The sequence below is a fragment of the Frigidibacter albus genome (assembly GCF_009908165.1).
GTDB classification, from domain to species: Bacteria; Pseudomonadota; Alphaproteobacteria; order Rhodobacterales; family Rhodobacteraceae; genus Frigidibacter; species Frigidibacter albus.
Map to the genome: position 1 here is coordinate 231147 of NZ_JAAAUC010000002.1, position 13148 is coordinate 244294.

Here is a 13148-nt window from a genome sequence, read left to right on the forward strand (position 1 = left end):
AGTGCCCGCCAGGGCGGCGTTTCACGGAGTGTTGACCCGGGTTTTGGTTGCCCCGGGCGCACAGGGCTGCACTTGCAGCGGGACCTGCTGCATCGTGACTTGCACGAGAGACCGAATTTCCGCCTACTCCCGCCGACATCTGCCGCCGACAGAATTCCCGCCCTCCCGCGTTACATGCCGGGAACAGCCAGACCGGAGACGACGATGCCCCTTTGGAAACAGGCCCTGATGACAGGCGCCGTTGTCGCGGCGGCATTAGTGCTGTGGGCGTTGTTCGTGCCGGCGGCACGGCCCTTGCTGACCGGGCTGGGGGTGCTGGAGCCGATGCAGCGCATCGGCCTGATTGCGGCGCCGGACGCGGAGGGTGAGGCAGGCGCGCCGCCCGCCGCCCCCGCGACGACCGTGGTGGCGGTGGTGCCGGACTTGCGCGAGATGACGGATGTGGTGACGGCCATCGGCACCGCCCGCGGCGTGCGCGCGGCCGTGCTGGCGGCCGAGGTGCCGGGGCGGCTGGCTTCGCTCAGCGTCGCCTCGGGCGACTTTGTCGAACAGGGGGCGGTGCTCGCGGAACTCGACAGCGAGGCCGCCCGTATCGCGCTGGACCGCTCGCAACTGCTGCTGCGTGATGCGCAGACCGATTTCGCGCGGTTGACCCAGCTGCGGCAAAGCGGGTCTGGCACCGAGCTGCAAGTGCAGGAGGCCGAGCTTGCCCTGCGCAGCGCCGAGCTGGAGCTGCGGCAGGCCGAATTCGACCTGCAACGCCACACGCTGACCGCCCCCATCTCGGGCTGGGTCGGGATCATCGAGGCCGAGATCGGTGACCTGATCCCCTCGGGGACCGAGATCACGCGCATCGAGGACCGCTCCAGCCTGTTGGTCGAATTCCGGGTGCCGGAACGGGTGGTCAGCCGGCTGGCACCCGGCGACGCGGTCTTTGCCGCGCCGCTGGCAGATCCCGGCGCGCGGCTGGAAGGCCGCATCACCGCGCTCGACAACCGGGTGGACCAGACCAGCCGCAGCCTGCGGGTGCAGGCGGCGATCGAGAATACCGGGGACCGGCTGCGCGCCGGCATGGCGATCGGGATCGAGCTGGCCTTCACGGGGGATGCGCATCCGGCCGTGGACCCGCTGGCGATCCAATGGGGCGCGGATGGCGCCTTTGTCTGGGCGGTGCGGGGCGGCAAGGCCTTGCGGCTCGACATCCGCATCTTGCAGCGCAACGCCGAGGCGGTGCTGATCGAGGCGGCGCTGGAGCCGGGCGATCTGGTGGTGACCGAAGGCGTGCAGGTGCTGCGCCCGGGCGCCGCCGTCACGCTGGCGCAGGAGCCCGAGACATGAGCACCGAAAAGGCCCAATCCGACGCCGACGAGGCGCTCGAAGCCGCCGCCGTCGCCCGCTCCGGCACTGCCCTGCTGGTGCGCCGCCCGATTCTCGCCTTCGTGCTCAACGCGCTGATCGTGCTCGCCGGCCTTGGCGCGCTGATGGGCGCCGAGGTGCGCGAGCTGCCCGACGTCGACCGCCCGGTGGTCAGCGTCAACACCAATTTCGACGGCGCGGCCCCCGAAACCATCGACCGCGAGATCACCGCCGCCGTCGAAGGCGCCGCGGGGCGGGTGGCGGGGGTGAAGTCCATCTCCTCCTCCTCGCGCTTCGGGCAAAGCCGGGTGACGGTGGAGTTCCGCGACGATGTCGATCTCGACGTGGCCGCGACCGACCTGCGCGACGCCGTGGCCCGGATCCGCAACAGCCTGCCCGACGATGCCGACGATCCGCGCGTGGTCAAGGCCGATGCCAATGCCGAGGCGGTGATGCGCATCGCGGTCACCTCGGCCACCCGCTCGCCGCAGGAATTGACCCAGCTGGTGGAGGATCTGGTCGAGGACCGGGTGCTGTCTGCCCCCGGCGTCGCCGACCTGCAGATCTATGGCGACCGCGAACAGGTGTTCCGCGTCGATATCGACATGGCGCAGCTGGCCAGCCGCGGCCTGACGCTGGCCGATGTGCGCGAGACGCTGGCGAATGTCGCCTTCGACGCGCCGGCGGGCTCGCTCAGCTCGCAGCGCCAGAGCCTGCTGGTGCGGGCAACGGCGGCCGTCAGCACCGGGGCGGAGTTCGAGGCGCTGGACCTGACCCCCGATGTAAGGCTGGGAGAGGTGGCACAGGTCACGCTTGGCCCCGATCCGGGCGAGACCACGCTGCGCGCCAACGGCCAGACCGGGATCGGCCTTGGCATCTTGCGGCAGGCGCAAAGCAACACGCTGAATATTTCCGAGGCGGTCACCGAGGTGGTGGAGGATGTGAAGGCGATCCTGCCCCCCGATGTGGACATCTTCATCACCTCGGACACCGCCACCTTCATCAATGGCGCCATCCATGAGGTCGAGATCGCGCTTGGCCTGTCGGTGCTGATCGTGACCGCGATCATCTACATCTTCCTGCGCGATGTGCGGGCAACGCTGATCCCGGTGATCGCCATGCCGGTCTCCTTGATCGGCACGCTGGCGGCGCTGTGGCTGGTGGGATTCTCGATCAACATCCTGACGCTGCTGGCGCTGGTGCTGGCGACGGGGATGGTGGTCGATGACGCCATCGTGGTGCTGGAAAACATCGTGCGCCGCCGCAGCCAGGGCATGGGTGCGCGGGCGGCGGCGGTTCTGGGCACCCAGCAGGTGTTCTTCGCGGTGATCGCCACCACCACGACGTTGGCGGCGGTGTTCATCCCGCTGTCCTTCCTGCCCGGCCAGACCGGTGGGCTGTTCCGCGAGTTCGGCTTCACCCTCGCCATCGCCGTGCTGCTGTCCTCGGTCACCGCGCTCACCCTCTGCCCGGTGCTCGCCAGCCGCCTGCTCAAGGCGCAACCCGCCGAAGGCACGGCGCCGAAGGGCGCGCTTGGCTGGGTCGGGGCGAAGCTCTCCGGCCTCTATGCCCGCTCGCTGCACTGGGCGCTTGGCGCGCCGATGGTGGTTCTGGCCATCGCCGCCCTGTTCGCGCTGACCGCCGCCATGCTGTTCACCACGCTGCGGCAGGAGTTGACCCCGCCCGAAGACCGGGCGCTGGCGCTGCTCAGCATCACCGCGCCGCAGGGCGTGGCGCTGGAATATACCGACGGCAAGGTGCGGCAGATCGAGGATCTGCTCGAACCGCTGCGCGCCTCGGGCGAAGTGGTCAGCGTCTTTGCCAATGTCGGCATGGGCGGGCGCGACAATCGCGGCTTCATGGTGCTGAGCCTTGCCGACTGGGCCGAGCGCGAGCGCAGCCAGCAAGAGATCGTGGCCGAGATCAATGACCGGCTGAAGGGCGTGATCGGCGTTCGGGTGTTTGCCATCCAGTCCAATTCGCTGGGGATCCGCGGCGCGGGGCAGGGGCTGTCCTTCGCAGTGGTCGGCGACAGCTATGTGACGCTGGCCGATGCCGCCAATGCTCTGGTCGCGCGGATGGAGGAGACCCCGGCCTTCGGGCAGGTGCGCATCGACTATGACACCACCCAGCCGCAGCTGTTCATCGAGGTGGACCGGGCGCGGGCCTCGGACCTCGGGGTGGATATCGACGGTCTGGGCGAGGCGCTGCAGGCGGTGCTGGACGGGCGCACCGTGGCGACGGTGTTCCTCGATGACAAAAGCTATGACGTGAAGATGGTCTCGACCACGAACCCGGTGAATGACCCCGGCGATCTGGAGCGGATCTTCGTGAAGTCCGGCACCGGCAGCACGGCGGGCGGGCAGATGATCCCGATCTCCACCTTCGTGACGCTGGAGGAACGCGCGGTTGCGCCCGAACTGGGGCGCGAGGGGCAGATGCGGTCGGTGCCGATCTCGGCGGGCCTGACCGATGATCTGGCGCTTGGCGATGCCTGGGCGCAGGTGCAGGATCTCGCCGCCGAGGTGCTGCCCGAGAATGCGCGGCTGATCCCGCTGGCCGAGGCGGCGACGCTGGGGGAAACCTCGGGCGGCCTCTTGATCACCTTCGGGATGGCGCTGCTGATCGTGCTGCTGGTGCTGGCGGCGCAGTTCGAAAGCTTCGTGTCGGCCTTCATCGTGATGGCCACGGTGCCGCTCGGCCTTGCCTGCGCGGTGGTGGCGATGGTGGTGACGGGGGGCAGCCTCAACGTCTACAGTCAGATCGGGCTCGTGCTGCTGGTCGGGATCATGGCCAAGAACGGTATCCTGATCGTGGAATTCGCCAACCAGCTGCGCGACGAGGGGCATTCCGTCCGCGAGGCCATCGAGGAAGCCTCCACCGTGCGCCTGCGTCCGGTGATGATGACGATGGTGGCGACGGTCCTGGGCGGGCTGCCGCTGGTCTTTGCCTTCGGCGCCGGGGCCGAGGCGCGCGAGGTTCTGGGCTGGATCATCGTCGGCGGGCTTGGCCTTGCCACCATCGCCACGCTCTACCTGACGCCGGTGGCCTATCTGCTGCTGGCGGGCCTCTCGAAGCCCAAGGCGGCGGAAGAGGCGCGGTTGCACAAGGAGCTGGCCGAGGCGGCGCGGGTGGGGCGGCTGCCGGCAGAGTAGGGGCTCAAGGGGCAGCGCGCCGGGGTGTCAAAGGCCTCGCGCCAGCTGCGATCCTCGGGCGGCTCCCTCTGGACGCCTTGTTTCCAGTGCTGCCGGCAGCGGGGATTCGTCGGGCCTTCGAGCCGGCGTTTGTGCTGCGTGAGAAGGGACGCGTCCTGCCTGTCCGGCCGTTTTCGGGGAAGATCAGCCGCCCCAGCAGGCAGGAATCCGCACGCCGCCCTTATTTCATGCGGAAGCTGGACCGATTTGCGGCTGTGCTGCAGAGCAGAATGTGGTAAGCATGGAGTACCCCGCAGCAGGAGTTTTCCCCATGACCGTAAAGATCCTCGCCTCCGTCCTCGCCTCCGTCCTCGCCATTTCCGCCGCTTCCATCCTCCCGGCGGTAGCGCAGGAAGGCACCACCCCGACCCCGACCCCGACCCCGGCGCCCGCACTCGGCCTTCCCGGCGCGGTCACCGGCCTGACGCTTCCGGCCACCAACCTCTTGATCGTCGGCGGCGTCTTCGCGGCCACGGCAGCAGTGGTTGCAGGCGCCCAGGACGGTGAAGGCAACACCACCACGACGACCACGACCAACTGAGGTCGACCCGTCGATCCGATCGGTGCCCCAGAGCGCGGGCAATCCGACCGGCCCAGACCATGAATGACCGGCCTCGCGGCCGGTCATTCGATTCGTGTCATCAAACCGTCATCTCCCCGGACTACCGCGAAGGCCCCAAGGACCGGAGCCCATGGCAGAGATCGTATTCCAATCCGTCACCCGAAATTTCGCCGCCACCACCGCCGTGGATGGCGTCAGCTTCACCGTGCCTGCGGGGGCGTTCTTCGCCCTGGTCGGCCCCTCGGGCTGTGGCAAGACCACGGTCCTGCGGCTGATCGCGGGGCTGGAGCGGCCCGATGCCGGGACTATTGCGCTTGGCGGGCGGGCTGTGGCCGGGGCGGGGCGCTTCGTCGAACCGGCGCAGCGCGACCTGGGGATGGTGTTCCAGTCCTACGCGCTCTGGCCGCACATGACCGTTGCCGGCAACATCGCCTTCGGCCTCGGGCTGCGGGGCCTGTCCAAGGCCGAGCAGCGGGCGCGGACCCATGAGGCGCTGACGCTGGTCGGGCTGGAGGGTCATGCGGATCGCCGCCCGCATGAGCTGTCGGGCGGGCAGCGGCAGCGGGTGGCACTGGCGCGCAGCCTTGCGATGCGGCCCGCGCTGATCCTGCTAGACGAGCCATTGGCCAATCTGGATGCCCATCTGCGCCAGGCGATGCTGGCCGAATTCCGCCGCATCCACCGCCAGGCCGGCACCACCTTCGTCTTCGTCACCCATGACCAGAACGAGGCGATGGCGCTGGCGGGTCTGGTCGCGGTGATGGACAGGGGCCGGATGCAGCAGATCGCCCCGCCGCAGGAATTGTTCTCCCGCCCCGCCTCGGCGATGGTGGCGCGCTTCGTGGGGCAGGGGCGGACGGTGCCGGTCGAGGTGCTGGGGGCTGACGGTGCGCGCCTGCGGGTGCGGCTGATGGGCCGTGATCTGGCCGTGCCGGGGTCCGCGCCCGCAGGCCCCGGCTGGCTGTGCCTGCGCGCCCGCGATTTGACGCTGGAGCTTGCGCCGGGGCAGCCGCGGCTGGCTGGCCGGGTCGCCGATCTGCGCTTCGAGGGCGGGGATTACATGCTGTCGGTGGATCTGGAGGGGGCGGGTGCCGACCTGATCGAGGTGCGCAGCGCGGCCCCGGTAGAGCCCGGCGCCGAGGTGACGCTCGCCCTCTCGGGCGGTTGGGTGCTGCCACGCGAGGCGCTGGCGCCGATGGCCCTGCAGCCCGCGTTCGAGGTGGCGTGATGACGGGCTTCCATCTGCGCGCGATTTCCGGCCTCGGCGTCAAGGGCCCGGCCTGTTTCCAGTTGGAGACGGGCGGTGCCCGGCTGCTGCTCGATCTGGGCGAAGGCCCCGATGCCGGGATGCGCCCCGACATCACCGGCATCGGCTCGGTGGATGCGATCCTGATCAGCCACGGCCATCCCGACCATATCGGCGCGCTGGATCTGGCGCCCGAGTTGGGCAACCCGCCGGTCTACGCCACCGCGCCGGTGCGGGCGCTGACCGATGACCTGCGTCTCGCCCATGCGCAGGATCTGCCGATCCGCGGCACCGTGCAGGTGGCGGGGCTGACGGTGGAGACGGGGCCCTGCGGCCATGCCCCCGGCGCGGTCTGGATGCGGATCGGCGGCGCGGGCGGGCTGCTTTACACCGGCGACATGAGCGCCGAGAGCACGCTCTACCCCTGCGAACTGCCGGCCCCCGCCGCGGCGCTGGTCTTCGACGCCTCCTATGGCGCGGCCGATCAGCCGCTGGCCGATCAGATGGCCGAGCTACTGGCCCTCGCCGCCACTCGCCCGCTGCTGCTACCGGCCCCGGCGGGGGGACGCGGGCTGGAGATGGCGATTGCCTTCGCCGCTGCGGGGCTGCCGGTCGCGCTCTGCCCTGCGCATCGCCATGTGGCAACCGTGCTGCTCGACCATCCCGGCGCGCTGGTGCCGGGCGGGGCCGGGGCGCTGGCGGGGATGCTGGCGGGCACCGCGGCGCTGGCGGGCGGCAGCCCGGCGCAGGGCGTGATGATCGCCGCCAAGCCCAATGGCGATGCCGGGCTGGCGGCAGAGCTGATCGCGCGGTTTGCGAAATCGGGTGAAGCGGAAATCGTCTTCACCGGCCATCTGGCGACCGGCAAGCCCGCGGCGGAGCTCGTCGCCTCGAGCAAGGCGCGCTTCCTGCGCTGGAACGTGCATCCGCGCCTGACCGGCATCGCCGCCCTGGCCGCTTCGGTGCAGCCCCGCCTGGCGATGGCTGCCTTTGTCGAGGCCCCCCGCGCCGCCGATCTGGCCGCCGCTCTGCCGGACCTGCCGCTGGTCCAGGCGCCGGAGATGCGCTGGTGATCCCCCTCTTTGCCCAATCCTTCCTGTTCCTGCGCCATGGCGAGACCGCGCATAACCGCGCCGGGATCATCGCCGGATCCACCGATGTGCCGCTGAACGCCGAAGGTCTCGCGCAGGCGCAGGCCGCGGCAGAGCTGCTGGCAGGGGTGCAGATCGCCGCCATCTGGTCCTCGCCGCAGATCCGTGCGCGCGTCACCGCCGAGACGGTGGCGGCACGGCACGGGTTGCCGGTGCGGCTGCTGCCGGGGCTGGCAGAGCGCAACTGGGGCATCTGGGAGGAGCAGCCCTATGCCGCGCTGGTCCGCGACATGGTGCCGCCGGGGGGTGAGGGGCCGGGCGCGTTCCAGAGCCGCGTGACCGCCGCGCTGGCGACGGTCACGCCGCCCTTCCCGGTGCTGGTCGTCGGCCATTCCGGCACCGCGCGGGTTCTGGGCGCGCTCCTGTGCCCCGGGGTGGAGCTGCCGCGCTTTGCCAATGCCGTGCCGGTGCTGTTTCAGCGCGAGCAGGAGGAGGGCGAGGCGCCCGACTGGTCCTTGCGGGTTCTGGGCGCGGCGGAGCTTGCCGATCCGCTGCTGGCGACCTATCGCCCGCGATGATCCCGTCGCAAATGTGACTCCCGAATGTTTCTTTCCCCGCCGACTGTCACAGGACTGTCAAGCGAGGGGTCTACCAAGCGGCCAGACATCCCCGATGAAAAGGCCAGGACCATGACCCTTCGCACCTCTCTCGCGCTCGCGCTGCTTGCCGGCACCGCGCTGACCGGCCCCGCATTCGCGCAGGCGACCGGCACCATCACCGTTTATACCTCGCAGCCCAATGACCAGATGGCGCTGGTGGTCGAGGCCTTCAACAAGGACCACCCCGAGATCACCGTCGAGGTGTTCCGCACCGGCACCACCGAGCTGATGAGCAAGCTGCAGGCGGAATTCACCGCCGGATCGACCCCCGCCGACGTGATGCTGATCGCCGACGCCGTGGCGATGACCCAGCTGAAGAACGATGACCGGCTGCTGGCCTACACGGATGCGCCGGTCGAGGGAGTGCCCACCGCGCTGATCGACCCGGACATGACCTTCTTCGGCACCAAGCTGATCACCACCGGCATCGTCTACAACACCACGATGGTGGACGCGGCCCCGACCTCCTGGGCCGACCTGACCGCGCCCGAAACCGCCGCCTCGCTGATCATGCCAAGCCCGCTCTATTCCGGTGCGGCGGTGATCCATGTCGGCACCATGGTGCAGCAGCCGGAATTCGGCTGGGAGTATTATGAGACGCTGGCCGACAATGGCGCCGTGGCCGGGCAGGGCAATGGCACCGTGATCGAGGCCGTGGCGCGCGGCGAGAAGGCTTACGGCATCATCATCGAATACATGGCGATGAACGCCAAGGCCAAGGGCTCGCCGGTCGAGTTCGTGTTCCCCGAGGAAGGCGTGTCCTCGATCACCCAGCCGGTCGCGATCCTGAAGGACAGCGACAACCCGGAGGCGGCGAAGGTGTTCGTCGACTGGCAACTGTCGCAGGCCGCGCAGGAGCAGTCGGTAGCACAGGGCTACTTCCCGATCCTCGCCGGTGTGGCGCAGCCCGAAGGCTACCCCGCCGTCGATACGCTGAACATCCTGCCCGCCGATGCCGGCGTGATGCTGACCGAGGATCAGGCGACCAAGCAGGCCTTCGCGGATCTCTTCGGTGGCTGACACGGGCCTGCCGGTCAAGCGCGCCTGGCCCATGCTGACAGGACGGGGCGGCGAGCATCTGCTCGTCGCCCTGCTGGCGCTCTATGTGCTGGCCCTGGGGCTCTGGCCGCTGCTGCGGCTGTTCGCCGAGGCGTTCGGGGCGAATGACGCAGGTGAGTCCTTCGGGCTGATCCGCGACGGGCTGGCGGCGCGCGCCACGGGCCGCGCCTTTGGCAATACCGTCTATGCCTCGGCCGGGTCGGTCGTGGTCTCGGCGGTGCTTGGCGTGGCGTTGGCCCTGGCGATGGGGATGCTGCGGCTGCGGGGGCGGGTGGCGATGACTTTCCTGATCCTCGCGCCGCTGCTGATCCCCTCGCAGATCATGGCGCTGGCCTGGATCGAGCTGATGGGCTCCTCCTCGCCGATCCTTGGCCCCCTTGGCCTTGCCCCGGCGCCGGGCCAGACCAACCCGATGTATTCTGCCGGCGGCATCATCGCGCTGATGGGGATCGAGCATATGCCGCTGGTGTTCCTGGCGGTGCGCGCGGCGCTGGCGGCTCTCCCTGAAGATCTGGTGGAGGCGGCGCGGATTGCCGGCGCCGGGCGCGGGCGTATCCTGGCCCGCGTGGTGCTGCCGCTGGTGGCGCCTGCTGCCGCCTCGGGCGCGATCCTGGCCTTTGCGGCGGCGGTGGGAAATTTCGGAGTGCCGGCGCTGCTGGGGATTCCGGGGCGGTTCTCGATGCTGACGACGCTGATCTATCAGCGGCTGAACGGTTTCGGCCCGGCGGTGATCGGGCAGGTGGCGGTGCTGGCGCTGCTGCTGGTGGCGCTGGCGGGCGCGGCGCTGCTGCTGCGGGCGGCTTTGGTGCGCCGCGCGGTGCCGGTGGACCGGGGCGGGCGACCCCTGCAACCGCTGGAGCTGGGGCGCTGGCGCTTGCCGGTAGAGGCGGGGCTGTGGGCAGTGCTGCTGGTCATGGCCGTGCTGCCGATGCTGGCGCTGCTGGGAACGGCGCTGTCGCCGGCGCTCGGCGTGCCGCTGACGTTGCAGACGCTGACCTTCGCCAACTTCACCGACACGCTGCTGACCAATGCCACCATCCGCCGCGCCTTTGCCAATTCCGCATGGCTGTCGCTGGCGGCGGCGGTGATCTCGGCCGTGGTCGCCCTCGGCATCGGCTACATGGCGGCGCAGCGGCGGCATGCGCTCGCGCGCAGGCTGCTGTGGCTGACCGATGCGCCCTTCGTGGTGCCGGGCACGGTGCTGGCGCTGGCCTATATCCTTGTCTTCCTGCCGCCGCTGCCAGGGATCGGGGTCTCGATCTACGGCACCTCCACCATCCTGCTGCTGGCCTATCTCGCGCGCTTCCTGCCGCTGGTGCTTGGTCCCGCGACCGTGGCGATGGCCGGCACCGAACCGGCGCTGGACGAGGCGGCGCGGATCGTCGGCGCCGGGCTCCTCACCCGCATCGCCCGCATCACCGCGCCGATGGCCGCGCCCTCGCTGGTGGCGGGGGCCGTGCTGGTGTTCCTGACCGCGTTCAACGAGCTGACCCTCTCGGCGCTGCTGTGGTCGAGCGGGGTCGAGACGGTGGGGGTGATGGTGTTCTCGCTGCAATACGAGGGCAATTCCACCGGCGCGGCGGCGCTGTCGGCGGCCTCGGTCGGCTTCGTGCTGCTGCTGGCGCTGGCGCTGGACCGGCTGGCGGGGTGGTTGCCGCCGGGCACGCTGCCCTGGCGCAGCTAGAGCAGCTCCTCGTCAACCCGCAGGCTCAGCACCCCGCTCTCGCCCACCGGCAGCCCGCCGATCGGCAGGGTCAGCCGCCGCTCGGGGCCGGAGCGGATGCGGCCGGACCAGAGTTCCTCGCCGCCCCGCGTCACCACCAGCCGGCCCATCACCGGCCGCGTCACCCGCAGCTGCAGCATATCGGCCGCTCCCTCGCCGCAGCCGCGCGTCACAAGCCGTTGCGGCACCACATATTTCAGCGTCGGCCCCTCGACCTCCAGCAGCAGCCCGCCCGCACGCGGCGGCAGGGCCCCGCGCAGGCTGGCAGCGATGGCGCGGGCGGCGCGGCGGCCCTCGCGCCAGCACCAGGACGCCGTTTCCACCGGGCGCAGCAGGTTCCCCGCGGCGAAATAGCCGGGGTCCGAGCAGCGGCCGAACTGGTCGACCTCGGGCCCGCCCGTGCGCGGATCGAGCGCGAGGTGCCCGCGCAGCAGCCCTGCCTCGGGCAGGTAGCGCCCGGTCAGGATCACGCCATCGGCCTGCAGGCGCCGCTCTGCCCCGTCCGGGCCGCGCAGGACCATCTCGCGCAGGCCGGTCTCGCCCTCGATCCCCACCAGATCGGTGTTCAGCAGCAGCGGAATGCCCAGGATCCGCGGCAGCAGCCCTGCAGGCCAACGCGCGATGACGCGGGAGGAGGGCTCGACGACGGCCACGGGGTGGATGCCCGCGTCCTGGCAGGTTAGCAGCGCCGAGAGCGCGACCGCCTCGGTTCCCAGCAGCAACGGGCTTTGGAAGGGCAGCCGCCCGCCGTGATGCAGCCGCCGCTTCAGCTCGGCCGTGGTCAGCACGCCAGCCGCGCCGCTGCCCGCGATCTGCCGCTCGGCCCAGCCGGATTCGCGCGCGCCGGTGCAGACCAGCACCCGGCGCGCGACGATCTCCTGCGTGCCTCCGGGCGTGGAAACGGTCAGCCGCGGGCCGCTGTGCAGTGCGGTGACTGCGGTTCCGGGAAAGATCAGCGCGCCCGAATCCCAGGCGGCCTGCGCAAGCCGCGCTGCATAGGCGGGGCCGCGCAAGGGCCGGAGAAATTCGCGCAAGCCATAGGCTGGCAGGTCGCAATGGCGGGCGCCGCCGCCCGGCACCTGCGCGCGGTCCAGCACGATCACCCGGCCCGCACCGCAGGCCCGCAACTCGGCCGCGGCGGCAAGCCCGGCCGGGCCCGCGCCGATGACCGCCACGTCGCAATTTCCGGGAAGGTCAGTCACGATTCTGCCGCGCCACATTTGCGCCGCAATTGCCCGTGCCGGGCGAATACGGCCGGCGGCAACAGCGCGTGTCGGGGGCTGGCTTGCTGCGGGGCAGGGTCGCTGGCGGGGGACAAATTCGCGTTCTTTTCTGAAATTTGGGCGCCATCCGGGCAAATCGGCACGCTTTCGGATCTGCCACGCTTTGCCCGTTCAGTCAACAAACGCCCTGTTTCGGTCAGCTCAGCTGCCATAATCTTGCCAAATTCGTTGACATGCGCCCCCGGCCTCGGCTTCGCTTGACGCAATGAGAGGCTGCATGAAACCCAGGGCGCGCCAGGCGGGGATCGCGGATGTCATCGGGCAGGAGGGCCAGATGTCGGTCGAGGATCTTGCGGGCCGCTTCGGGGTGTCGGCCGAAACCATCCGCCGCGATCTGGCACAGCTGGCCGAGGGCGGGCTTGTACAGAAGGTGCATGGCGGGGCGAAACGGCTCCGGCTGCTGACCGAGGGCAGCTTTCAGGACCGCATGACCGAGAATGCCGCCGCCAAGCGGGTCATCGCGGACAAGCTGCGCCAACTGGTCGAGCCGGGGGACACGCTGTTCATCGACACCGGGTCGACCACGGTGATCGCGGCCGAGGCGCTGGCCCCGGTCGGCGGCCTCACCATCATCACCAACGCCCTGCGCATCGCCCAGATATTCGCCGCCGCCGATCGCGGCACCCGGGTCTTCCTGCTGGGGGGCAGTTTCAACCCCGGCAACGACCAGACGGTCGGGCCGATGGCCCTGGCGCAGATCGCCGGTTTTCAGGCCGATCACGCGGTGCTGACGGTGGCGGGCTTCGACGCCGAATCCGGCGCCACCACAACCGATTTCGACGAGGCGCAGGTGGCGCGGGCGATGATCGAGAATGCCGATCAGCTGGTGCTGCTGGTCGATGGCTCGAAGTTCGGGCGCAAGGCGGCGTTCCGGGTCTGCCCGGCGCGGCGCGTCGATCTGCTGGTGACCGAGGCCGAGCCCGAACCCGCCCTCGCCGCCCGGCTGCGCGCGGCAAACGTGGCCTGGCGTTGATG

Annotated in this window: 10 protein-coding genes; 9 read left to right on the plus strand and 1 reads right to left on the minus strand. The window is 70.3% G+C overall.

The features are described from left to right. The first annotated feature begins 228 nt into the window (after positions 1 to 228). The 8 genes from GVY41_RS03650 (at position 229) to GVY41_RS03685 (ending at position 10851) form a co-directional block, all read left to right on the plus strand. Positions 229 to 1338 (plus strand): efflux RND transporter periplasmic adaptor subunit, encoded by a 1110-nt coding sequence (locus tag GVY41_RS03650; protein WP_229725926.1) that lies wholly within the window; start codon positions 229 to 231, stop codon positions 1336 to 1338. Then, positions 1335 to 4511 (plus strand): efflux RND transporter permease subunit, encoded by a 3177-nt coding sequence (locus GVY41_RS03655; protein ID WP_161343604.1) that lies wholly within the window; start codon positions 1335 to 1337, stop codon positions 4509 to 4511. The genes GVY41_RS03650 and GVY41_RS03655 overlap by 4 nt, the downstream gene beginning before the upstream one ends. A gap of 310 nt (positions 4512 to 4821) precedes the next feature. Then, positions 4822 to 5091, plus strand: coding sequence for a hypothetical protein (locus tag GVY41_RS03660; protein WP_161343602.1), 270 nt, complete (start codon positions 4822 to 4824; stop codon positions 5089 to 5091). Positions 5092 to 5242: 151 nt separating this feature from the next. Beyond that, positions 5243 to 6340, plus strand: coding sequence for an ABC transporter ATP-binding protein (locus GVY41_RS03665; RefSeq protein WP_161343600.1), 1098 nt, complete (start codon positions 5243 to 5245; stop codon positions 6338 to 6340). Beyond that, positions 6340 to 7431, plus strand: coding sequence for an MBL fold metallo-hydrolase (locus GVY41_RS03670; RefSeq protein WP_161343598.1), 1092 nt, complete (start codon positions 6340 to 6342; stop codon positions 7429 to 7431). The genes GVY41_RS03665 and GVY41_RS03670 overlap by 1 nt, the downstream gene beginning before the upstream one ends. Next, positions 7428 to 8027, plus strand: coding sequence for a histidine phosphatase family protein (locus tag GVY41_RS03675; RefSeq protein ID WP_161343596.1), 600 nt, complete (start codon positions 7428 to 7430; stop codon positions 8025 to 8027). Before GVY41_RS03670 ends, GVY41_RS03675 begins: the two co-directional genes overlap by 4 nt. A gap of 111 nt (positions 8028 to 8138) precedes the next feature. Then, positions 8139 to 9128 carry an ABC transporter substrate-binding protein gene (locus GVY41_RS03680; RefSeq protein ID WP_161343594.1) on the plus strand — a complete coding sequence of 330 codons (990 nt, stop codon included), beginning with the start codon at positions 8139 to 8141 and terminating at the stop codon, positions 9126 to 9128. Continuing rightward, a complete protein-coding gene (locus GVY41_RS03685) occupies positions 9121 to 10851 on the plus strand; it encodes an ABC transporter permease (RefSeq protein WP_161343592.1) in 1731 nt (576 codons plus the stop codon). The genes GVY41_RS03680 and GVY41_RS03685 overlap by 8 nt, the downstream gene beginning before the upstream one ends. Here the strand turns inward: GVY41_RS03685 and GVY41_RS03690 are convergent. Next, positions 10848 to 12092, minus strand: a complete 1245-nt coding sequence (locus GVY41_RS03690; RefSeq protein WP_202456070.1) for an FAD-dependent oxidoreductase — start codon at positions 12090 to 12092, stop codon at positions 10848 to 10850. The genes GVY41_RS03685 and GVY41_RS03690 overlap by 4 nt on opposite strands. A gap of 298 nt (positions 12093 to 12390) precedes the next feature. On the opposite strand from GVY41_RS03690, the gene GVY41_RS03695 reads away from it, so the two are divergent. Next, positions 12391 to 13146, plus strand: a complete 756-nt coding sequence (locus GVY41_RS03695) for a DeoR/GlpR family DNA-binding transcription regulator (RefSeq protein ID WP_161343591.1) — start codon at positions 12391 to 12393, stop codon at positions 13144 to 13146. The last annotated feature ends 2 nt before the right edge of the window (positions 13147 to 13148 follow it).

What these genes read in the sequence shown, in the direction of transcription:
- GVY41_RS03650 (WP_229725926.1), top strand. Translation starts at nt 229, where the DNA reads ATGACAGGCGCCGTTGTCGCGGCGGCATTAGTGCTGTGGGCGTTGTTC.
- GVY41_RS03655 (WP_161343604.1), top strand. Translation starts at nt 1,335, where the DNA reads ATGAGCACCGAAAAGGCCCAATCCGACGCCGACGAGGCGCTCGAAGCC.
- GVY41_RS03660 (WP_161343602.1), top strand. Translation starts at nt 4,822, where the DNA reads ATGACCGTAAAGATCCTCGCCTCCGTCCTCGCCTCCGTCCTCGCCATT.
- GVY41_RS03665 (WP_161343600.1), top strand. Translation starts at nt 5,243, where the DNA reads ATGGCAGAGATCGTATTCCAATCCGTCACCCGAAATTTCGCCGCCACC.
- GVY41_RS03670 (WP_161343598.1), top strand. Translation starts at nt 6,340, where the DNA reads ATGACGGGCTTCCATCTGCGCGCGATTTCCGGCCTCGGCGTCAAGGGC.
- GVY41_RS03680 (WP_161343594.1), top strand. Translation starts at nt 8,139, where the DNA reads ATGACCCTTCGCACCTCTCTCGCGCTCGCGCTGCTTGCCGGCACCGCG.
- GVY41_RS03695 (WP_161343591.1), top strand. Translation starts at nt 12,391, where the DNA reads ATGAAACCCAGGGCGCGCCAGGCGGGGATCGCGGATGTCATCGGGCAG.